The 20570-nt window shown below is 63.8% G+C and carries 15 protein-coding genes and 2 pseudogenes; 9 read left to right on the forward strand and 8 right to left on the reverse strand.

Annotated elements, in window-relative coordinates; all coding sequences use genetic code 11:
- Positions 1-8: 8 nt before the first annotated feature.
- The gene (locus ACSHWJ_RS10600; RefSeq protein WP_010959827.1) at positions 9-920 is read right to left on the reverse strand and encodes an AAA family ATPase; all 912 of its coding nucleotides are present in this window, start codon (positions 918-920) and stop codon (positions 9-11) included.
- A 136-nt stretch (positions 921-1056) separates the two neighbouring features.
- Positions 1057-1581 (reverse strand): DUF4136 domain-containing protein, encoded by a 525-nt coding sequence (locus ACSHWJ_RS10605; RefSeq protein ID WP_010959828.1) that lies wholly within the window; start codon positions 1579-1581, stop codon positions 1057-1059.
- 206 nt (positions 1582-1787) lie between these two features.
- Between ACSHWJ_RS10605 and ACSHWJ_RS10610 the strand changes: the two genes are divergently transcribed.
- From ACSHWJ_RS10610 to asnB, 3 genes are all read left to right on the forward strand, one after another.
- A complete protein-coding gene (locus ACSHWJ_RS10610; protein WP_282213569.1) occupies positions 1788-2207 on the forward strand; it encodes a Rap1a/Tai family immunity protein in 420 nt (139 codons plus the stop codon).
- Between the two features lie 118 nt (positions 2208-2325).
- Complete coding sequence (locus ACSHWJ_RS10615; protein WP_017364942.1) at positions 2326-4077, forward strand: ArnT family glycosyltransferase; 1752 nt, start codon at positions 2326-2328, stop codon at positions 4075-4077.
- Between the two features lies 1 nt (position 4078).
- Complete coding sequence (gene asnB / locus ACSHWJ_RS10620) at positions 4079-5953, forward strand: asparagine synthase (glutamine-hydrolyzing) (RefSeq protein WP_432539772.1); 1875 nt, start codon at positions 4079-4081, stop codon at positions 5951-5953.
- A 175-nt stretch (positions 5954-6128) separates the two neighbouring features.
- Here asnB and ACSHWJ_RS10625 read toward each other — a convergent pair whose 3' ends face one another.
- From ACSHWJ_RS10625 to pxpB, 5 genes are all read right to left on the reverse strand, one after another.
- Entirely contained in the window at positions 6129-6404 is a 276-nt protein-coding gene (locus tag ACSHWJ_RS10625) for a hypothetical protein (protein ID WP_432539773.1), read from the reverse strand.
- 110 nt (positions 6405-6514) lie between these two features.
- Positions 6515-11638 carry a RecQ family ATP-dependent DNA helicase gene (locus ACSHWJ_RS10630; protein ID WP_432539774.1) on the reverse strand — a complete coding sequence of 1708 codons (5124 nt, stop codon included), beginning with the start codon at positions 11636-11638 and terminating at the stop codon, positions 6515-6517.
- A 134-nt stretch (positions 11639-11772) separates the two neighbouring features.
- A complete protein-coding gene (locus ACSHWJ_RS10635; RefSeq protein ID WP_218797260.1) occupies positions 11773-12555 on the reverse strand; it encodes a LamB/YcsF family protein in 783 nt (260 codons plus the stop codon).
- Positions 12556-12563: 8 nt separating this feature from the next.
- Positions 12564-13556 carry a biotin-dependent carboxyltransferase family protein gene (locus ACSHWJ_RS10640; RefSeq protein ID WP_432539775.1) on the reverse strand — a complete coding sequence of 331 codons (993 nt, stop codon included), beginning with the start codon at positions 13554-13556 and terminating at the stop codon, positions 12564-12566.
- Positions 13553-14242 (reverse strand): 5-oxoprolinase subunit PxpB, encoded by a 690-nt coding sequence (gene pxpB, locus ACSHWJ_RS10645; protein WP_218797262.1) that lies wholly within the window; start codon positions 14240-14242, stop codon positions 13553-13555. Before pxpB ends, ACSHWJ_RS10640 begins: the two co-directional genes overlap by 4 nt.
- Positions 14243-15564: 1322 nt before the next feature.
- On the opposite strand from pxpB, the pseudogene ACSHWJ_RS10650 reads away from it, so the two are divergent.
- The 3 genes and pseudogenes from ACSHWJ_RS10650 to ACSHWJ_RS10660 form a co-directional block, all read left to right on the forward strand.
- Positions 15565-15909 (forward strand): annotated as a pseudogene (locus ACSHWJ_RS10650) (DUF6362 family protein); the annotation flags it as partial.
- Between the two features lie 18 nt (positions 15910-15927).
- The gene (locus ACSHWJ_RS10655) at positions 15928-16194 is read left to right on the forward strand and encodes a type II toxin-antitoxin system ParD family antitoxin (RefSeq protein WP_218797264.1); all 267 of its coding nucleotides are present in this window, start codon (positions 15928-15930) and stop codon (positions 16192-16194) included.
- Between the two features lie 91 nt (positions 16195-16285).
- Positions 16286-16465, forward strand: a complete 180-nt coding sequence (locus tag ACSHWJ_RS10660; RefSeq protein WP_218798549.1) for a hypothetical protein — start codon at positions 16286-16288, stop codon at positions 16463-16465.
- A gap of 233 nt (positions 16466-16698) precedes the next feature.
- On the opposite strand, the gene ACSHWJ_RS10665 is transcribed toward ACSHWJ_RS10660, so the two are convergent.
- The gene (locus ACSHWJ_RS10665) at positions 16699-17325 is read right to left on the reverse strand and encodes a transposase (protein WP_256996396.1); all 627 of its coding nucleotides are present in this window, start codon (positions 17323-17325) and stop codon (positions 16699-16701) included.
- A 241-nt stretch (positions 17326-17566) separates the two neighbouring features.
- Between ACSHWJ_RS10665 and ACSHWJ_RS10670 the strand changes: the two genes are divergently transcribed.
- The 3 genes and pseudogenes from ACSHWJ_RS10670 to ACSHWJ_RS10680 form a co-directional block, all read left to right on the forward strand.
- Positions 17567-18442, forward strand: coding sequence for an SHOCT domain-containing protein (locus tag ACSHWJ_RS10670; RefSeq protein WP_218797265.1), 876 nt, complete (start codon positions 17567-17569; stop codon positions 18440-18442).
- A gap of 667 nt (positions 18443-19109) precedes the next feature.
- On the forward strand, positions 19110-19616 hold the full coding sequence (locus tag ACSHWJ_RS10675; RefSeq protein WP_218797266.1) for a hypothetical protein: 507 nt from the start codon (positions 19110-19112) through the stop codon (positions 19614-19616).
- 465 nt (positions 19617-20081) lie between these two features.
- A pseudogene (locus ACSHWJ_RS10680) lies at positions 20082-20453 on the forward strand (class I SAM-dependent methyltransferase); the annotation flags it as partial.
- Between the last annotated feature and the right edge of the window lie 117 nt (positions 20454-20570).

Raw genomic sequence — 20570 nt, forward strand, 5'->3', positions numbered from 1 at the left:
GCTCATCCTCAGGGAATGGCGACGTCCCGCAGCAGCGGGGCGACGGTCTCGGCCATGCCGCCTCCGCCCGACGCGAGTTTCAGCCGGTGGCCGGCTACGGGTGGCAGGACGGCCTGGATGTCCTCGGGCAGCACCGCCGCACGTCCGTCCATCAGCGCCCAGGCCTTGGCGGCGTGGAGCAGGGCCAGCCCCGCCCTGGGCGACAGTCCGTTCTGGTAAAGCGGCGACTCCCGGCTGAAATGGAGCAAGGCCTGCACGTAGTCCAGCAGGGCAGACGAGGCATGAACGTCGCGGACTCGACTCTGCAGCGCCAGGAGTCGTTCTGCCGGCAGGCAGACCGGCAGCTGCGGCAGCAGGGCATAGCGCTCCTCCCCCATCAGCAGCTCGCGTTCGGCACGGGGGTCGGGATAGCCCAGTTCGATCCGCATCAGGAAGCGGTCCAGCTGGGACTCCGGCAAAGGGAAGGTCCCGATCTGGGTGTTCGGGTTCTGGGTGGCGATCACGAAGAACGGCTCGGGCAGCGGCCGGGTCTCGCCTTCCACCGTCACCTGCCGTTCCTCCATGGCCTCCAGCAGTGCGCTCTGCGCCCTGGGCGTGGAGCGGTTGATCTCGTCCGCCAGCACCATCGGGTTGAACACCGGGCCGGGATGGAAACGGAAGCCGTGGGTGGTGGCGTCGTAGATCGAAGAGCCCAGCACGTCGGCCGGCAGCAGGTCGCTGGTGAACTGGATGCGCTGGTATTTCAGTCCGAGCAGCGCCGCCAAGGTGCGGGCCAGGGTGGTCTTGCCGACTCCCGGTACGTCCTCGATGAGCAGATGACCGCGTGCCAGCAGACAGCAGATGCACAGGCGGATGGGCTGTTCCTTGCCGAGGATGACGGAATTGGCGGTTTCGAGCAGACGGGAGAAAACGGGGTCCATGGGGCGTGCGGAAGGAGTGGCGGATCACCTGTCGGTATCCGCGCCGTGGGATTCGAAGGAGACCTAGGGCGGAACCGGTTCTTGGGGTTCGTCCGGAACGGACGACTTTTTCCTTCGGGTTGACAGCGGGAAGCCGTCAGGATCCTGCCGGTTTCGGCGGGAAACCCCTGAACAGTTTTTCCATCGCTTCCTGCATCAGCGCGGTGTTCTTCTGCGGATCGTCGGAGACGGTGTCCGTCGCGGTGCCCCGCCAGATCGGCTGTTTGGTCCGGGTGTCGAACATGTCCACGATGATCGTGCCGACGGTGTATTTGATCACCTCGGACTGCGCCATCCCCATGTGGCCGTAGCCACCCCAGCCGCTGTAGAACGTATCCACCCGTTCCTGTTCCTGGGCCGTTACCTGCACGCCCAGCGCCACGTCGCTGGGGCCGGCGGCTATCTTGCGCCAGCCTTTGGCGGAAAGCTGGGCGTCCACCGTTTGGACCATCCTTTCCTCCATCAGGGGATTGCCGGTCTGCGGCGTCTTGATCCAGGAATAGGTCTTGTATTTCGAAAAATCCGCGGCCGGGTCGTAGTCGGTATGCACCTTGATGTCCAGGTCGGCGCAGGCGGCAGTCATCGCCAGGACGGCGCCCAGCAGTGTTCCTCGAATGTTCATGTATTCTCCTGAAGGGTGGCATCTCCCCGGCGGGCGGGGGACAATCTCGAGGTTATCATAATAGCTTTGAACGGCAGGGTGATGATTCGCGTTCCCGAGCCCGGCGCTTTTTTCTGCGGCCGTTGCGGCTAGAATGTCACGGCGAAAGTGCGTGTCTCGCAAGGTCCGGGGCGGGTGCATCCTTGCGTTCGAAGGGGCGGAACGATATGAACATCAAGGCGATTGCGGCAGCGGTCATCGTGGCGGGGAACATCGGCGGAACGCCGGCGGGGGCGGTGACGGCGGACGATTTTATAATCCGTGACGCGAAGGACCTGGCGGATCTGTGCGCGACGCAGCCCGCCGATCCGGCTCATGTCGCCGCTCTCCAGTTCTGCTACGGCTACCTGCAGGGCGCCTACGACTATTACTTGGCCGAGCGTCGAGGGCCGGATGCCGGACACTTCGTCTGTCTGCCCAAACCGGAGCCATCCCGTGAGGCGGTCGTCCGGCTGTTCCTCGCCTGGCTGGAGGCGCATCCGGGATACGGGAGGGATGCGGCCATCGAGGTGCTGTTCCGGTTCGGCGCCGACCAATGGCCTTGCCCGGAAAAGGACGATGCCGCGATCTCCGCGCCCAAATCCTGAAGGACCTCCCCTCGTCGGGGTGCGTCCTCACTGTTCCGATGCCCCGGCCGGTCCGTCTTCGGGGTCCGAGCCGCGCGCTCTTCATTTCCCATCAGCGATCGAGTAACCCTTCCAACGTATGTCCATCCCTGTCACGACTGCCGGCGCCCCGGCATGGAGCCTGGAGCGCTGGCTGCCGGCGTTCGCCTTTCTTTTCGCCGCATTCCTGTTGTTCGTGCATCTGGGCGATGCGCCGCTGCTGAGCCCGGACGAGGGGCGCAATGCCGAGGTCGCGCGGGAGATGCGCGAGAGCGGCGCCTGGCTGGTGCCGACCTATGATGGCCTGACCTACCTGGACAAGCCTGCCTTCTATTTCAAGACGGTGGCCCTGTCGTTCGCGCTGTTCGGCGAATCCGAGGCGGTGGCCCGCCTGTCTTCGGCGCTGTTCGCGCTGTCGCTGCTGACGGTGCTGTTCCTGTTCTGCCGCAGGGTCTACGACATGCGCACGGCCAGTCTGGCGGTGCTGGTGGTGGTGGCGACGCCCTTGTACTGGGCTTTCGCCCGCATCGTCATCTTCGACATGACCCTGGCATTTTTCGTCTGCTCCGCCATCTTCGCCTGCTATCTGGCCGAAGAACACGAGGGCAGGCAGCGGGAGCGCTGGTACCGGCTCGGCGCCCTGGCGGCGGGATTCGCGACCCTGGTGAAAGGGCCGGTCGGCTTCATCGTGCCCAGCCTCGTCGTCGCGGCATTCGGCAAGCTCGACGGGCGCGAAGGCGCCTTGCGGCGCTGCTTCGCCTGGCAGAACTGGCTGATCTTCCTGGCGGTGGTGCTGCCCTGGTTCGTCGGGGTGACGCTGCAATGCCCGGATTTCCCCTATTACGGAATCATGAAGGAGTCGGTGTCGCGCTTCACCACCACCGAATTCCGCCGCACCCAGCCGTTCTATTTCTACGCCGTCATCATCGCGAGCTGCTTCTTCGCCTGGAGCCTGCTGCTGCCAGAATCGATCGTGGCGGCCTGGCGGGCCCGGCGGCGCTGGTCGCGGCCGGACCGGCTGTTCATCGTCTGGGCCGTCGTGGTGGTCGCATTCTTCTCCGTGTCGCAATCCAAGCTGCCCGGCTACATCCTGACCGCCGTCATCGCCCTCGGCGTGCTCGCCGCCCGTGTTTTCGCCCTCGCCTGGTCCAACGGGGCGGGGCGGGCCGCCGCCATCGTGCGGCGCGGTACCGTCGCGCTGTTCGCTCTCGCCGCGCCGGTGGCCGTCGTCCTCGCCACCGCTGCATCCGACGCCCTGTGGCTGGAGCGGGTGCTGGGGCTGAAGCGTAAGACGGCGGAATTTCTGCAGCCGGGTTTGCTGGCGATGGTCGTGTCGCTGGGTGTGGTGACCGCACTGACCGCCTTCGCCTGGCGGCGGTGCAACGTCAAGGTGGCATTCGCCGCCTTTCTCAGCTTTCCGGCGCTCTTGATCACGCTGAACTTCGATCTGCTCGCGGACTACGCCGACAGCCGCTCGGGGCGACGGCTGGCGGAACACATGCCGGAGCTGCCCGCCGGGGTGGAAATCGCCTGCCTGGATTGCCTGCCCAACGGGCTGCCGTTTTATCTCAAGCGTCTGATCACCGTCATCAGCGACGAAGGGCGGGAGTTCACCAGCAACTACGTGCTGTTCAGCCTCCAGCGCGGCGGGCCCTGGCCGGAGCGGGTGGTGCCGCTGGCGCAGCGGGACGCCTGGCTGGCCGGTCGTGATCACCCGGTCTTTCTGATGGCGCGGGGGGACGACGTGGAGCAGCTCGATACGATCGCGGAAAAGTACGGTGCCAGCCAGATCGAACTGGGGTTCGGCTATTGGGGGGCGTTGCTGGCGCCTCCCCAGAAGGAAGGGCTTTGACATGTGCGGGATCAGCGGACTGGTGCAATTGGAGGGCGCGGCCGACACGAGCGCGCTGCGGCGCAGTGTGGAAACCATGGTCAAGGCGCTGGCCCACCGCGGCCCCGACGACTCCGGTGTGGCCGGCGACGGTTCGGCGGTGTTCGGCATGGCCCGGCTGGCGATCCGCGGCTGCCACGACGGCAGGCAGCCGATGGTGGATGCCGAGACCGGTGTGATGATGGTCTGCAACGGCGAGATCGACAACCATGCCGAACTGCGCGGCTGGCTGGCGGAGCGCGGCAGGGCCGTCGAGCACGCCACCGACGTGGCCGTGATCCCTGGACTCTACCTGGAGCTGGGCGATGGCTTCGTCGAGCGGCTGGTCGGCGCCTTCGCCCTCGCCGTCTGGGATCCGCGCCGGGGGCGCCTGCTGCTCGCCCGCGACCGGGCCGGCGAGCGTCCGCTGTTCTACGCTTGCCGCGACGGCCGAATCAGCTTCGCTTCCCAGGCGGCCGCGCTGGTAGCCGGAAGCCCCGAGCCGTATCCGGCCGACGAGGCGGCTGTACAGGCCTTTCTCAAGGCCGGCTATTTCGAAGCGCCCGCCAGTCCCTTCGCCGGCATGCGGAAAGTGCTACCGGGCGAGCGGATCGCCATCGACGTCAAGGGTGTCGAACGCAGCCGCTACTGGCGCCTGAATTTCACCCGCGGTCCGGCGCGCAAGAATCCGGCGGACGAATTCGATGCCTTGTTCCGCGAGGCGGTGCGCCGCCAAAGCGAGGTCGAGGTCGATTTCGGCGCGTTCTTGAGCGGCGGGGTCGATTCCTCCCTGGTCACGGCGGTGATGCGCAGCGTCCATCCGGACCGCAAACTCAAGGCCTTCGGCCTGCGCTTCAGCGAAAGCTCCTACGACGAAGGCGTCTTCGCCGAGCGGGTGGCGGAGTCCTTGGGGGTCGACTACACCCCGATCTGGGTACGGCCCGAAGATTTTCCCGAGACCCTCGCCGATCTGGTGCGCCAGTCCGGCGAGCCGCTGGCCGATCCCGCCTGGGTGCCCACCGCTCTCCTGGCCCGGCGAGCCTCCGACGAGGTGCGGGTGGCCCTGGTGGGGGAGGGCGCCGACGAGCTGTTCGGCGGCTATCCCACCTATTTCGGCGCCCGCCTGGCCGAGCGCTACAGCCGCCTGCCCGCAGGGATGCGGGCGTTGATCCGCAAGGCGGTGGAAGCCTGGCCGGTGAGCGACAAGAAGGTGACGGTCTCGTTCCTGCTCAAGCGCTTCGTCCAGGGGGACGAACTGGATTTCCTGGCGCGCCATGTCCTGTGGACGTCCAGCATTCCGCCCGCCTTGCTGCGGCGGCTGGGCGTGACGCCGCCCGAGACACCGCGCGTCGCCGGCCCCCAGGAAACCATGCTCGACCGGCTGCAGCAGCACGATCTGGAAACCTCCCTGGCCGAGGGCCTGCTGACCAAGGCCGACCGCGCCAGCATGCGCTCCGCGCTGGAGCTGCGGGCGCCGTTCCTGGACAAGGACGTGATCGAATTCGCCGCCACCCTGCCCGAGCGCGAACGGGTGCAAGGACTGGAAACCAAGGTGTTCCTGAAGCGTGTGGCGCTGCGCTATCTGCCGAAGGACATCGTCTACCGCAAGAAGCGCGGCCTGTCCGTGCCGCTCAGCGCCTGGCTGCGCGGCCCCCTGCACGACTGGGCCGAAGCCAGGATTTCCAGCCCGCGTCTGGAAGAACTCGGCATAAACCGCGCCGCCGCCCTGGAGCTGCTGCGCGAGCACGAGCGCCGCGGCGCCGATCACGCCCGGGCGCTGTGGACCTTGATCGTCGTCAGCGAATGGCTGGAGTGGAAGGCCGGGATGGAAGCGCACCCGGCTGCATTCGCGGCTTGATGCGGTCAGGCCGACGGCGTTGCGCTCTCCTTTGTCCGCGGCCACGACCAGAAAGCGCGGCTCGGAATCCCGAACTTCGCGCGCCACGCGGTAGCCCGCCGGCCGCGGCTCGATCTCGTACCGGTCGTTCCGTCCGGACAGTTGTGTCGCCGGGACGTGTGGATTGGCCAAGCGTTCAACCAGCTTTTTTGAACTGGGAGCGGACGGCTTGATCCAGTTTGTTCCATTCGGTCAGCGCATCGGGATGGAAAGCCAGCTCATGGCTCGTCCAGCGAAACCTTGGTTGAGCCTGTCCGTCGGCCAGGCGGGTGTCGGCGAGTGTGTTCGGTTCCAAGTCTTCCAGCCTGCTTGTCAGGGCTTCGTAGGCTTTTGCCGGAACGCAGTAGAACGCTGGTTCGTTGCGGTTGAGAATGGCGACAGGAAAGCCTTCGCCAGCGGCTACCGTCTTCATCGGGCTCTTCTTTCAGTTCCGAGATGCTGGCGGTGACCTCGGTCAAAATGCGGTGTGCCCTGACGGTCTCCGATGGATAACGGTGTGGATACTGGCACTGTTAACAGGTCTCATGTCCGCCCCTTTCCCGCCGGTTCGAACACCAGTTCGGGAATCACCACTTCCCAGGCATCGCAACAGACTCTAGACAGATAGTCGGCCTCGGTTTCGTCTCGCCGCCGGATGATGATCGCGGCGGCTCGGGCTTGGATGCAGATCATGCCTTTGGGGGGATCAAAGGCCCGTGCCAAGCGTCCGACGGTATTTCCGCCGGCATCGTTTAACTCCCAGACATCGTTTTTCCTTTTCAGCCAGAGCGGATCGCCGGCTTCGAGCGCGGCGATCGCCTGGTGTATCGGATCGGTTTCGGGGTACCGTCCGGCGAAGCCGAGGTGCACGTCTTTCAGCGTGAGTTTCCGGTAGCGGCGGGAAAGCTCTGGCGGGAGCTGCATATGTTCTGTCGGTGGACGATGCAGAACGTCTGGGATTCCGGCCAGCGAATCGAGCAGCGGAGAGTTGGGCTCGATACGCGTCAGCGTCAAGGTCTTCCGTGCCCGGGTCATCGCCACGTAATAGAGGCGGCGGGGACTGTGCCGGTCTTCCTTGGCGCCGGCTTTCCAGCCGCCGTCGAGTACGGCGACATGGTCGAATTCCAGCCCCTTGGCGCGATGAGCGGTGAGCAGCATCAATCCTGAAGGGCGGCGGCGTATCTCCCGGCCCCACTCAGCGAGCCACTCTTCGAAATGTGCGCTCGGCAGTTCGGCGCCGCCGGTTTCGACCGCATACTCCTCGGCGGCCTGGCGCAAGGCATTCCACCATGGTCCGGCGGGGCGCTCGTCGAGCCACGACAGGATCTTGGCAGCGTCGACAAGTTTGGTGTCTTTCAGCCACGCCAACAGGGTTCGAGTCTCACGCAGATATCGGAACGGCACGGTTTCCTCGCCGGCCATCTGGACCGGAATCTTTGCCAGCTCGCAATAGCTCCGCACCGGTTCGAGCAGGTCCCATTTGCGGGCGATTACCGCGCATCGCGTCCAGTCCCAGTTCGGAACGAGGCTCGCCAGGCGCTCGAATTCGCGCATGACGGTGACCGCCTGGGTCCGCTCGTCGACGCCGGCTGGAAGGATCTGGACGCGGCCCTGGCCGACGGGGTCGATGGCTTCCCAATCGCCGCCGGGCGCCGCTTTTTTGCGCGCCCGGTCGATGGTGATGGGGTGCGCCTGTTTCATTCGGTCGGGAGCATCGCCGATGAGCCGGTTGGCGGCTTCGATGATGCGGGACGTGGATCGGTAGTTTTCGGTCAGATAGGCCGGTTTGGCGGCGTAATCCGCTTCGAAGCGGCGGATGAATTCGACCGAGGCGCCGTTGAAGGCGTAGATGTTCTGGTCGTCGTCCCCGACCGCGAGCAGGTTGAGCCGGCTGTCTTCGTCCTGCAGGGTGCGCCCGGCCAGAGCGGAGATCAGTTCGTACTGGTCCGGTCCGATGTCCTGGTATTCGTCCACCAGAATCCAGCGGTAGCCTGCGAGCAGGCGGTCGCGCTGCTCGTCGGCTTCTTCCGGCGGCAGTCCTTCGCCTTTCAGCAGGGCGATGGCTTGACGCAGGACTTCCTGGAAGACCTCGTCCCCGGTTTTTTCCCAGCGTTCGGCGAAGCTCACGCCTGCCAAGCGCATGGCGAGCGCGTGGCAGGTCAGCACCGTGATTCCGCGTGCATCGTCGCCGATCAAGCCGGCCAGGCGCTTGCGGATTTCTGCGGCGGCATGGCGGTTGTACGCCAGGGCCAGAATGCCGCGGGGGTTCTCCCGCCGTACCCGGATCAGGTAGGCGATGCGGTGCACCAGCACTCGGGTCTTGCCCGAGCCGGGGCCGGCAAGCACCAGGACATTGGTCTGTTCGCGGTCGTCGGCGACGATCCTTTGCTGTGCCGGGTTTTGCAGCGACTCGACGATGTTTCGCCAGGATTCCGGCGTAGTCTGGCGCGACAGCTCTTTCTCTCGGCCCGGCAGCCACTGGCGCAGGAAAGCATCGCGGTCCAGCCGGAAATAGTCCATCGCCATCCGCAGAGCCTCGGCGACGGCTTTCAGGCCGCGTTGGGCGTATTCCGCCATCACGTGGATTTGCAGCACCTGCTCGTCGTAATGGAGCTTGAGCGGCTCGAAATCCGCTTTTGCGAAACCGCGCTTGTCCGGCGCCAGGCGAATCGTCATGGCAGCCCGGAATACCGTGAAGCCTTTGTTGAGCCGGATCACGTCCTGGTCATGAAGCCAGAGCAGGGCCGTTTGCAGCAGCTTGGGGGGGTTCTTCATTTCCGCTTTCAGCATCAGGTCGCCTTCCATGGCCGCGGTGAGCTTGCCCAGTGTGGTTTCCGCCAGCAGGTCGGTGCCTCGGGTGCCGGGTGGAAGACAGGCCAGCAGGTGTTCCAGGAGACGCTGGGCTGCAATGCGCCTTAGCCGGGCGGTCTTTTCCAGTGCGGACCATCGCCGTTGCAGCGTGACGTTCACCGACTCGCTGTCGATGCGGCGCAGCCGAAGGCTGCCGGTTCCGCTGTCTTCTGCGCGTCCGTCGGCGGCCAGGCCGGACAACAGCCGCTGGAGCTTTTCCGGCAGAGCGCCAGGATGGCCGGCGTCTTTCAAGCGCTGTGCGGCGATGCGCAGATGGAGCATCGAGGACTCGTCTTTGTCGAGATCGGGCGCGGCCAGTCTGAGTTCCGCGATCAACGCGGTTTCCAGCGCTACGGCTTCTTCGAAGCGCTTCATCGACGCGCGCTCCACGCCGCTGTGGACGAACGCGGTGAGCACCGTGTCGTTACTGGCAAGACCTAGGCGTTCGAGGTCGTAAAGCGCGTTGCGGATCCGTTCCGGGTTGAGGCCCAACAGGCCCATCAGTTCGTCGGTGGAGACCCCTTCGTCGGGATCCGCGCCGATGAGGGCGGCGATCAGATTCAATAGTTGGCGGCGGTATTCTTCGTGCATCGGCTGCTTGGCGAGCTTTTGGCGCGCCTCGTCCACCGAGCCGACGCGAAGCGAAGAGGGAAACACCTGACAGCGATTTTCTTCCCGGCTCAGCAGCACGGCTTCTTCCAGCCAGGCGACGGCGGTGCGTACCCGTGTGTCGTCGGTGGCCGAGTCCCGTCCGAAATCGCCTTCGGACTCCTCGGCTAGAATTTCCCCAGGCGTGGCGACTACCTCACCGTCCAGCCGCTTTCTGCGGTCCAGGCGCCTGAGTGCTTTCAGGACAGCTCGTATCTCCTTCAGGCTGAGCCGCGAATGGGCGGACATGCCGAATTGGCGTTCGACGTCCTCCTGGGTATAGAGCAATACACAGCGCGCCGCCTCCCGGTCGCGGCCAGCGCGGCCGGCCTCCTGCAGATAGTTTTCCAGCGAGCCGGGAATGTCGGCATGGATCACGACGCGTACATCCGGTTTGTCGATGCCCATGCCGAAGGCATTGGTGGCGGCGATCACCCGCAATTCGCCCCGGATGAAATTTTCCTGCACGTTTTTCTTCGTTTCCGGTGGCAGATGGGCGTGGAAATGCGCCGCGGCGATCCCTGTGGCGCGGAGAAACGCGGCCACTTCCTCCGTCTTGCGGCGGGTGGCGCAATAGACGATGGCGCCTCCGGGGACATCCGGCGGCAGATCGGACATCAATATCCGGTGGATGTCGGCGAATTTTTCCGCCGGCGTGGTCTGCACTACGACAAAATCCAGGTTGCTCCGCTGCGAGCCGCCGTCGAATACCCGAAGGCCGATGCCCAATCTGGCGCTGAAGTGTCCAACGATGTCGGCCACCACATCGGGCTTGGCCGTCGCGGTGAGGCATAGCACCGGCGGTATCGTCGCGTCGCCGGCACTGTCCCGGATGAAACGTCCGACGTAGCGGTAATCTGGCCGGAAGTCATGTCCCCATTTGGACAGGCAGTGCGCTTCGTCCAGCACCCAGGCGCCGATCTCCCGTTGTGCCAGCACCTTGCGCACGGCGCGGTTGCGTAACTGTTCAGGCGAAATGACGAGAATGCCGATATCGCCCAGCCGGACCCGGTCCAGCGCATCCGAGCGTTCCGGCATCGACAGCAGGCCGTTGATCGCGGCGCAGCAGTGGATGCCGCGGTTGGCCAAGCCGTTGATCTGATCGGCCATCAAGGCGACCAGAGGCGAGATCACTACGGTGAGCGCCCCCGTCTTCTCGTAGCGGGACAAGGCTGGAATCTGGTAACAGAGGGATTTTCCGGTCCCGGTCGGCAAAATGCCCAGCACGTGCTCCCCGCGCATGGCGGCTTCGACTATGGACTGTTGCAACGAACGGCCGTCTTCGCCGCGGGGTTCGGGGCGGAAGTCGGGCAGGCCGAACCACCGCTGGAGTTCTTTCCGGGCGTTGTGCCGTTCGCTGCACCAGGGACAGGCCGGATCGCTGCAAGGGGTGTCCCTCAGTCTCCGTATCAGGACGCTCGCTTCGGGGAATTGGTGACGCACCCAGGGTGGCATCACGGAATTACCGCCGGCTACCGAAAGCCAGGCCAGTGCGTAGGCCAGTGCCCAGCCGTGTTCCGCCGCGCTGGCCAGAATGTCGTCGGCCTGGTGCAAGCAGGATTGATTGTGCAGCAGCCGTTGGATAGCGGAGCGAGCTTCGGTGTCGGATGGCCGCAGTCTGGCGCGGAGGCTGGTGAAAAACGAATCGAGGCCGGACATGGTACTTTCCACGGTGGTCAGCCAATGCCAGGCCAGGATCAGATCCGGAGCCGAGTCGTTCAGTGCGCGCAGTTCCGCGTATTGGTCGCGGAACAGGTCCAGCGCGAGGCGAGCGTCCAACTCCGGGTCGTTGAGCCGTCCCCGTTTCAGTTGGCCGTCCTGGTAGTGCTTGACGAGATGGTGGTAGGGGTTGCGGGGGAAGGCGAGGGGATTCAGCCGCAGCGTATCGACCGCCGGCAGTTTGAGTATGTACAGGTCGGGTTTGGCCGCAACAAGATGCGGCAGATCGAAGGCGATCAGGTTATGCCCCAGCAGGAATGCGGTACCGGCGGCGAAGTCGTCGAGCTTTCCTAAGTCCTTCTCCGCATAGCCTTGCCTGGAGACGAATGCCGCGTCTGTATCGCCGCGTACCGCAGCGAAATGGTGGATGCGACCGTCGCGAATGCCGACTTCGAGGTCGATGGACAGGCAGTTTGGGGCAAACCTTTGGCGTCTCCCGGACGGCTCCATAGGTTTCCTTCAGCGAAGCTTACGATTCTGACGCATTACACTTTGCGTGAGCGTCGGTGGATTGCGGGCTGAGTTGAGGAGGATCGCTAGTGTAACGCCCTGGCCAGCCTTTAGTAATGGAGTTTTGGGTCCCCTTATGCCGCACCGGAGAGCCAGCCGCCCAAGGCCGCCACTGCGATGCCCCTTGCCGCCAGTTCCATGCGCAGGCGCCGGGCGAAGGCTGCGGCGTCCGGACCGTCGCCATGCAGGCAGAGGGTGTCCACGGGCATCGGAATGACCGTCCCGTCGCGGGCGGTCACTTCGCCGCGCTCCACCATGCCCAGGGCCTGGGCGACGGCTTCGGCCGGCTCCTCGATCAGCGCCTCCGGCCGGCCGCGCGGCGTCAGCGTGCCGTCCGGCTCGTAGCGGCGGTCGGCGAAGCCCTCGCGCGCGACCGCCAGGCCCGCCGCCTGTCCGGCCCGGACCAGCTGCGATCCGGCGGGCCCCACCAGGATGAGGTTCGCGTCGAAAGCCCGGACCGCGGCGGCGATCGCTTCGGCCATGGCTGCATCGGACGCGGCCTGGCCGTACAGCGCGCCGTGCGGCTTGACGTGGACCAGCCGCCCGCCGGCGGCCCTGGCGAAACCGGCCAGCGCGCCGATCTGGTAGAGCACCAGGTTGCGGATTTCGTCCGGCCGCAATGTCATGGGACGGCGTCCGAAGCCCTGGCGGTCCGGCAGCGACGGGTGGGCGCCCAGGGCGACACCGCGGTTCACCGCGAGGCGCACCGTTTCCGCCATGACGTCCGGATCGCCGGCATGGAAGCCACAGGCGATGTTGGCCGAGGTGACCAGTTCCAGCAGGGTTTCGTCCTGGCCCATGCGCCAGGGGCCGAAGCTTTCGCCGAGATCGGCGTTGAGGTCGATGGTTCGTGCCATGCGAATTCTCACGAGGAGGGGCTGTTCAATGGCCAGCGCAGGCCTAGGCCGGTGCGCAGCCGGCGGAGCTGGAGTGCGCGGATTCGATACAGCGTCTGCGCGCGTTCCACCGGAATCGGTTCGAAACGGACGGTCTCTCCCGGTCTCAACTGCGCGAGCCGCGGATGGTCGACGCTCGCCACCGTGCCCAGCACCGGATAGCCGCCGGTGGTCTGGCGGTCCACCCCCAGCAGGATGGGCTGGCCGTCCGGCGGCAGTTGCAGCGTGCCGAAGGTGACGCCGGCCGAGAGCCGTTCGGCTGCGGAGGCCGGATGCAGCGGCGGCCCTTCCAGGCGCAAGCCCATCCGGTCGGATGCCTGGCCGACCCGGAAGGCGTCCGTTTCGAGCGCGCGCCGGTCTTCGTCGGGCAGGTCCTGCCAGTCCGGCCCTGGAATCAGGCGCAGCCGCGCCGGGCATTCCAGTGGCAGCGCCCTGTTCCACGCCGCGGACCAAGCCGGTACGCAAGGGCGTGAGGGGTTGTCCGGCAGGGCGAGGGTGCTTTCGCCCGCCTCGATGATATCGCCCTTGCCCAGCGGCCGTCCCCCCAGCCCGCCGAACCCCGCCCGCAGGTCGGTGCTACGGCTGCCCAGCACGGCCGTGACTTCGAAACCGCCGGCCACCGCCAGGTAGGCGCGGCAGCCCAGGCGAGGCCGGCCGAAGCCGAGCCGCGAGCCGGCGGGCAGCCACACGGGCCGCCAGCAGGCGAGCGGCCTGCCATCCAGTTCCGCCGAGAGATCGGCGCCGGTGAGGGATACCCATGCGCCGCGCTCGAAGCTCAGCCGGGGGCCCTGGAGCGTCATTTCCAGCACCGCGGCTGCCGGCGGATTGCCCACCAGCGCGTTGGCGATCGCGGCGGAGTAGCCGTCCATGGCTCCACCCGGCGTCACGCCCAGATGCTGGCAGCCCGGCCGGCCCAGGTCCTGCAGTGTGCTCAGGAGGCCGGGATGTTCGACCCGGATCACAACGCCTCCCCTCTGAGGCGCGACTCGAATTCGTCCGGACCGATCGGCACGAAGCGTAGCCGGTCGCCCGGCGCCAAGAGGCAAGGCGGCTCGCGCAGCGGATCGAACAGGCGCAGGGGGGTGCGGCCGATGAGCCGCCAGCCGCCAGGACTGGTCTGCGGATAGATGCCGGTCTGCTCCCCCGCGATCCCTACCGCTCCCGCCGGCACGCTGGAACGCGGCGCGGCGCGGCGGGGCGTCGCCAAGTCCGGATCGAGGCCGCCAAGATAGGCGAATCCCGGCGTGAAGCCGAGAAAATACACGAGGTATTCGCCGCCGCTGTGACGGGCGATCACCTCGTCCGGGGCGAGCCCGCAATGGCGGGCCACTTCGTCCAGATCCGGCCCGTGCTCACCGCCGTAGCAGACCGGGATGAGGAGATGGCGGTCTTCAAGGGCGGTGCCGCCTTCGTCCGCGAGGTACGGCATCACGGTTTCGACCAGTCCGTCATGGCTCCAGACGCCAGGATCGTAATGCAGTGTCAGGCTGGCATAAGCCGGGACCCGGTCGGTGACGCCGGGCAGGTCCGCCAGCGCGTTGGACAGGGCGACGGCGCGCCGGTTCAGCGCCGGATCGATCCGGTCGCCGAAAACGATCAGCAGGGCGCTGTCGCCGAGGGGTGAAAGGCGGGGCGGGCTGGCGCTCATGCTCGGTTTTTGGCTGTCGGCCCCGAATCATCGCCAGATGGACGAAGATGTGTCCCACGGCCTTCTCGCCGCGGGTGTGAAGCCAGCCGCGTCCGCTCGGGATCGTCTTCGTTGAAACCCGGCAAGGAAAAATCGAAGCGCGGTCTGCCATCGATCGTTTCGAGCCATCCGTCGCGATTCCCCGGATGTCGGGGCGTCATCGGCCGGTCGACAGCCACGGATTCATAGTATCGGCATTCGCTCATGGTGATTTTGGTCGGGATGACGGAAGGAAAAGCGGGTCGGAAGTCTACTTTGATTGCGAGGCGGAGGCACCGGCATGATGTGGGCGAATCGGAGCGATCCTGCAAATTCTCGGGGCGGCTCTTGTCAATGGTGTCGATTTTGACTAGCTTGGCAATTGAAAGGCAAAGCTCATTGGCTGTCAGCTACGGGTTGGTCGCATTCTTGGGATGGCAATGCGGGTTTCCCGTGGATGCCTTTCCCAGTGCCCAAGAACAGGAGATATTCCCATGCGCAAAGCAATCATATTACTCGCTTTGGTGTTCGCTGTTACGGGTAACGCTTCCGCGGCGACACAAATCTTCACTGGGCCTGTTAGGACTCAACCTGCTGCTACGAGCCCTACGGGGGTGCGCGTTTCCTGCGATGTACTGAATCTAAGCAAGAAAATCTAGAATGTTACTGCGGAATTGGTATCTAACGACGGAACGGTCGTTCAGACCAGCACTGCCGCCGTACAGCCGGGGCAGGGAACATATCGTCTCGCCACCAATTATGGTGGAAACGGGTATTTTTTCTGTCGATTCACTATTGATAGCGCCAAGGTTAGGGGATATATAGTCTTGACTAACCAGGATTTTTCATTTCAATTCAGTGAAGAAGCGCACTAGTGCATTTGAAATGTAAAACGGCGGGTCTACGCTGAGGTAGCGATGGCGAGCCATGGTCTTGTGCCACATCCGTCGTCCGTTTCGTTTAGGATCCTGACTTCAGAATCCAGCCCCCCTCGTGGGGGCTGGATACAAGGGGATGCCTCTTGTGTGACTTCCCCGCGAATTGTTCCAGTCACCGCTCCGGTCCACCCCCTCTAGTGCACCTTGAAAAATCGGGAATGAATCAGGTCAAACGAGCGATCCGACGTGATCAGACGGAGCGTGAGCTGATCCGCCGCATCGGCGAGCGGCTGTACGGATCACTGGATGGAGCCCGGGAGGTGCGCCATGGCTGAGTGGACCATCGAGCAGGTGGCCGAGCTCTTCCACGAAGCGGCCATCACCGCCCATCGCCTGCCGCCCGTGCGGGTATAGGGTTACTTCAACACCTGGCCCGCGATCCGGCGTATGCCGTGGGAGACGCTCGGGGCGGAGGCCCCGATCCGGCGCTTTCCGCCCGCGCCAGAGGCCGTCGAGCGCATGCTCGAAGCCATGCGCTGGGTGCAGTGACTGGAGGAAGAGGAACGGCATCTGGTGTGGATGCGCGCCGAGCGCCGCCGCTGGCGCGACATCTGCGCGCGCTTCGGCTGCGACCGCACCACGGCCTGGCGACGCTGGCAGCGGGCGTTGCTGACCGTGGCCGACACGCTCAACGGCAAGCGAGAAGCGGACCGCCTGTCCAGCCGTTCGCTTGACAAGACGGGACTGCAGGAATCCAATAACAGTTATTAACCGTTAGGATGCAAACCCATGCCGACGAGTGTCGCCCTCAGCCCCCATTTCGAGGCGTTCATCAAGGAGCAGGTCGCCTGCGGTCGCTACAACAACGCCAGCGAGGTGGTTCGCGCAGGCCTGCGCTTGCTGGAAGAGCAAGCCCAGCGTCACGCCTTGCAGTTGGAAGAACTGCGCGCGGCCATCACGGCCGGTCGATCCAGTGGTCCGGGGCAGCCGGCCGAAGAGGTCTTTGACCGACTGGAGGCGAAGTATCGGGATCAGGCGAAGCGCCGGACCAAATGACCCGGCTCGTCATCACCCCGCTCGCAGCAAGCGACATCGAGGAAATCGGCGCCCAGTTCGGTGGCTGACACAGGCCAAGTAGGCGTCTTTGATGGCCATGAAGAAGCGCAACGACCGGATCCGCGAAGCCGTCCATGAGACGGCGCGTGACCTGCATCGCCTGGGCTTCATCGAAAAGCGCAAGATGCGCAAGTACGACGCGCTGTGCCTGGCAGCCAAGCGCGCCCGCAAGTCCTCGCCAGACTCTTCCCGTCCGCGTGTTTTGGCGTGATTTGGCGCGTGGGGTTGGGCATTGGCGTGCATCTGCGGGAAACAGCGACTCGAGCCGCTGCAACAGATCAGCCGCTTCCGGGCACCTCGAAAAACCGGGAATGAATCGGGTCAAACGAGCAATCCGACGTGATCAGTCGGTCGTCCCGCGATTTTTCCAGTGTCGCCCCTGCCTGGAGGGCTTTTTCCCGCCCGGAACCGCTCCTTCCGGCGTTGCCGGACGGTCGCCGTCCGTCAGAAGGCCACCACTCCGCACGCCTTGAGGCTGCACAGGCGACGTAGGTTGTAGGTCGCCGCTTTCCCCGTGAGCAGGAACCGGGCCCGGTCCAGGCCGACGCAGCGCAGCAGTTTGCCGCCCATCTGGTCGATGGCGGCGAACACGTGTCCGACCCTGGCCCGGACCCTGGCGATGCGGGTGTTACGGCGCTCCTGGCAGGCGGACAGGGGCCTGTCCTTCGCCGCCTTGTGCCGGATGTGGACCCCCAGCCCTGGGCCTTGAGCCGGGCCTCGCGCCCGCCATCGACATCGCCCTTGTCGCCGCAGAGGCCGCGCCCGGTGTTGGCGGTGTCCAGCACGTCCTCCAGGGGGAGTGTGTCGTTCTCGCCGGCGGTGCTGACCTTGAGCTTGCGGATCACCTCGTAGCGCCGGTCCACGCTGACCGATGCCTTGTAGCCGACAGTAGGACTTGCCATGCTTCTGCGTCCAGCTGGCGTCCACATCCCGCTGCCGCCGCTCGGCGGGCGTGGCTTGTTCCTTGATCAGTTCCCGCGCTTCCCGCGTGGGGGGAACCGGGACCAGGCCGGCGTCCACGATCTGCCCGCCACGGGCGATGTAGCCGTGCCGGCCCACTGGCCGGTTCACCGCCTCGAACGGCGCGTCCCCCGGCCTGCGCCTTGAAGTCGATGTGCCTCTCCATCTCTCGCAACACATCGCCCAGCCGGTCCAGCCTGGCTTCACGTTCCTCGGCGGCGAATAGGCTCTCTTTGATCATGGTGGCTCAGGCTGGTTGTTCAGGGGTACTATTGTCACATGACCCCGGTTTTTCGAGGCGCCCTTTAGAACGTCTTCCGTACCCCATGATTCTCTACTAGATGAACAGAGTTTGATCGACGGCAAGAAATGGAAGGGGATTCGGTTTGGGGGGTGTAGAAGTGGCAGTGCTCGCTGCTTGATTGTTGAACCATGTTATCTGGCCATGTCTATGCGTTTATATCAAACAAGCATGCTCGCGTGCACATTTTTGGCTGGCTGTGCCTTCGGTAACAAACAGGATTACCGGCAAGCCCAGCCGTCTTTAGCATTTTCGGGAGTTCAAAAGATTGCCGTAGGGGTTCAAGATCAGCGTCCTTACGTTGTAAACGGAAATAAGGACGAAGATTTTGTAGGCTTGCAGCGAGGCGGGTTTGGAAATCCATTTGATGTGCGAACTCAGTCAAAGCGCGCCTTGGCAGAGGAAATGACAAATCTTCTTGCTGATGCGCTAAAGCATTCCGGAGCAAATGTGACTCCTGTGAGATTGCCACCTTCTTTGAGCAGAGATCAAGTACTAAGCACGCTATTGGCAGAAAAACCAGATAAGTCGTTGCTTGTCACGCTGTATGAGTGGAAATCTGATACCTATGTTGGATCGGAGATCCAATATAATGTTGATATGCAAGCGTTCGGAAGGAGCGGAAAGCTTCTGGCCGAAAAAAGGATAGAAGGTATCGATCAGCTGGGATCGGCCTTTTGGTATCCACAAGGCGTTGCGCAGGACGGTGCACCAGCGGCATTCAAGAAGAAAATGGAGGAGATGTATTCGGGTGGCATTGCCAAGGCAATAACTCAAACCGGTGAAAGCCAAATAGGGCTAAGCAATGATCAGTCGCCAGAGGATAAATACACACGGCTGGCCAAGCTAAGAAAACTTCTCGACGACGGAACATTAACCCAGCAAGAATTTGAAGCGGAGAAGAGGAGAATATTAGAATCTGATTGACAGGTTGTTGATCCTTATTGCCCAAAGAGTCGCTTCAATGCTCTGCTTCCTACACGATGCATACCAGGCGTATACCGTTGACGCATTCTCGGAGTGTTGATATGGTGCGGGCTATGTAAGTGACACGACCGCCAAGTGTTCAAACCTCTGTTTCACTCTTGATTTAACTTATGGCCCTGCAAGACCGACTTGCCGAACTAGGAATACGGGGGTTCATCCCGGATCACGAACCGACCCCAGACTCCCTTGATGTTCCCGCCGGCCGTGACTTCTCCACCGGTGTTCGGTATGGGATAAACGTACAGAGGCTGATTTTTACTCAGTGCTGGGAGATAAAACCCGCGCTGACTACGCAGCCGCTCAGGAACGTGCTGAGAAGGAACTGCGATAAACCCATGAACACGATAGAGCGGAGAGGCTCCAAGAAGCTGCGGAAGTGCGGACGGAGATGTTGCGAATTCGCGATACGGGCATGAGTAACTATCTTATCGCGGAGGAATTGACCGCCCGAGGAGTCGCAGTTCCGGTTGCATTTGGCGCCCAAAATCGTGGACTCCCGACTTAGCACGAGTAATCGCTGTGGGTATGTTAGGCCCACGTACCTTAGGAAACTCGGCGTGTACCACCGCGGAGCTGTTCTTGCATAACAATGACCACGGAGCGTTATATGAATTCCCGCCTCATATGTGCCGCGTTATTGACCATCGCCAATGTGCCTGTTTACGCGGGTGTCGAAGGCAATTGGCTTTGCACTGTAAATATGAAAATAACGTCGAAAATCAGTCATAATGGCTCGGTAGTGAAAACAACGAACCGTGACCAATCAGTATCAAATATACATATCAACGGAGACGGCACCTATTCATCAAGTATCCCAACGATGCCTGACGCAGTCGCTCACGGGAAGTATGAACTTTCCGGTCGCAAGCTGGTGTTTCGGCCGAGTTTCGACGACTTGATACGCATCACAGAGGAAGGCTGTCAAGCAACAGGAACCGCGTGCAAAGTCTACAGCGTAACTGCTACGTCGGCGGGGAAAGTCAACCGGCAAGAAACCAGCTTCAAGACGAAAGATGTTACAACGATGTCCATGTTCCTCTTGCCGGGTTCGGCCGTACAGCCCAGTTACGTACAAAGCAAAGCACTATCCCAATCCGTATGTGACCGCCAGTGAGCAGCGCTGGCATCAGTTCTTCGTTCCGGCGCTCGATGTCATCCCAGGCCAGGTCGGCGCGGAGATGTGCGCGTCCGACTTCTTCGAGTCCCGGATCAGCAGCGTCGCGCCGCTATCCTCAACCGCCTGGAGCATCGGAATCTAGAGATTCCGCGCGCAGCACTCTAGACCTGAGACCAGGCGAGTAACCGGGCGATCCTCCTCGGCCACCAACCCGTCGGCGAACGGCGTGCTCCAGATCAGGACAATGTCGGCCGGCAGCCCGACGCTGGCGTGGTACCCGTGGATGGAAGTGGGCGGGTCAACCACGACGAGCTGGCCTCCCAAAGTTCGCACAGCTCGAACGCACAGTCCCGGAAGCGGGGGGTAGCGGCCCCCTGTCCTGAAATCTCGGCTGGCATGAATAACCGCGACGGAATTCTGATTCTCGCGGACCAAGACAATCGGCATGGAGAAAACCCCATCATGCGTACCGACTACGATTCCATCGCCGAACGATACAAGCGGGCCAAGCTGCAGCCTTGGCGGAATTGCATCGAAACCTTCACGCTGCTGGACCTGATCGGAAACCTTTCCGGCCAAGCGGTCGTGGACGTCGCCTGCGGGGAGGCTTTCTACACCCGGAGGCTGCGGGCCCAAGGCGCAGCTCGAGTGCTGGGCCTCGACCTGTCGGAGCGCATGGTCGAACTCGCCCGTGAGCAGGAGGCGGAGCAGCCTTTGGGCATCGACTACCGCGTGGGAGACGGCAAGAACCTGTCCCTGCCTTCCGAATTCGATCTGGCGGTGGCGGCTTACTTCTTGAACTACGCGGCGGACCAGCACGAGCTGGAAGCCATGTGCGCCGGCATATCGGCCTGCCTCAGGCCGGGGGGGTGCTTCGTGACGGTCAATTCGAATCCGGCCATGGACTTTTCGGCGCTTCCCTCCTGCCGCCGCTACGGCTTGGACACCCGA

The organism is Methylococcus sp. S1M, from assembly GCF_051295855.1.
GTDB lineage: Bacteria > Pseudomonadota > Gammaproteobacteria > Methylococcales > Methylococcaceae > Methylococcus > Methylococcus capsulatus.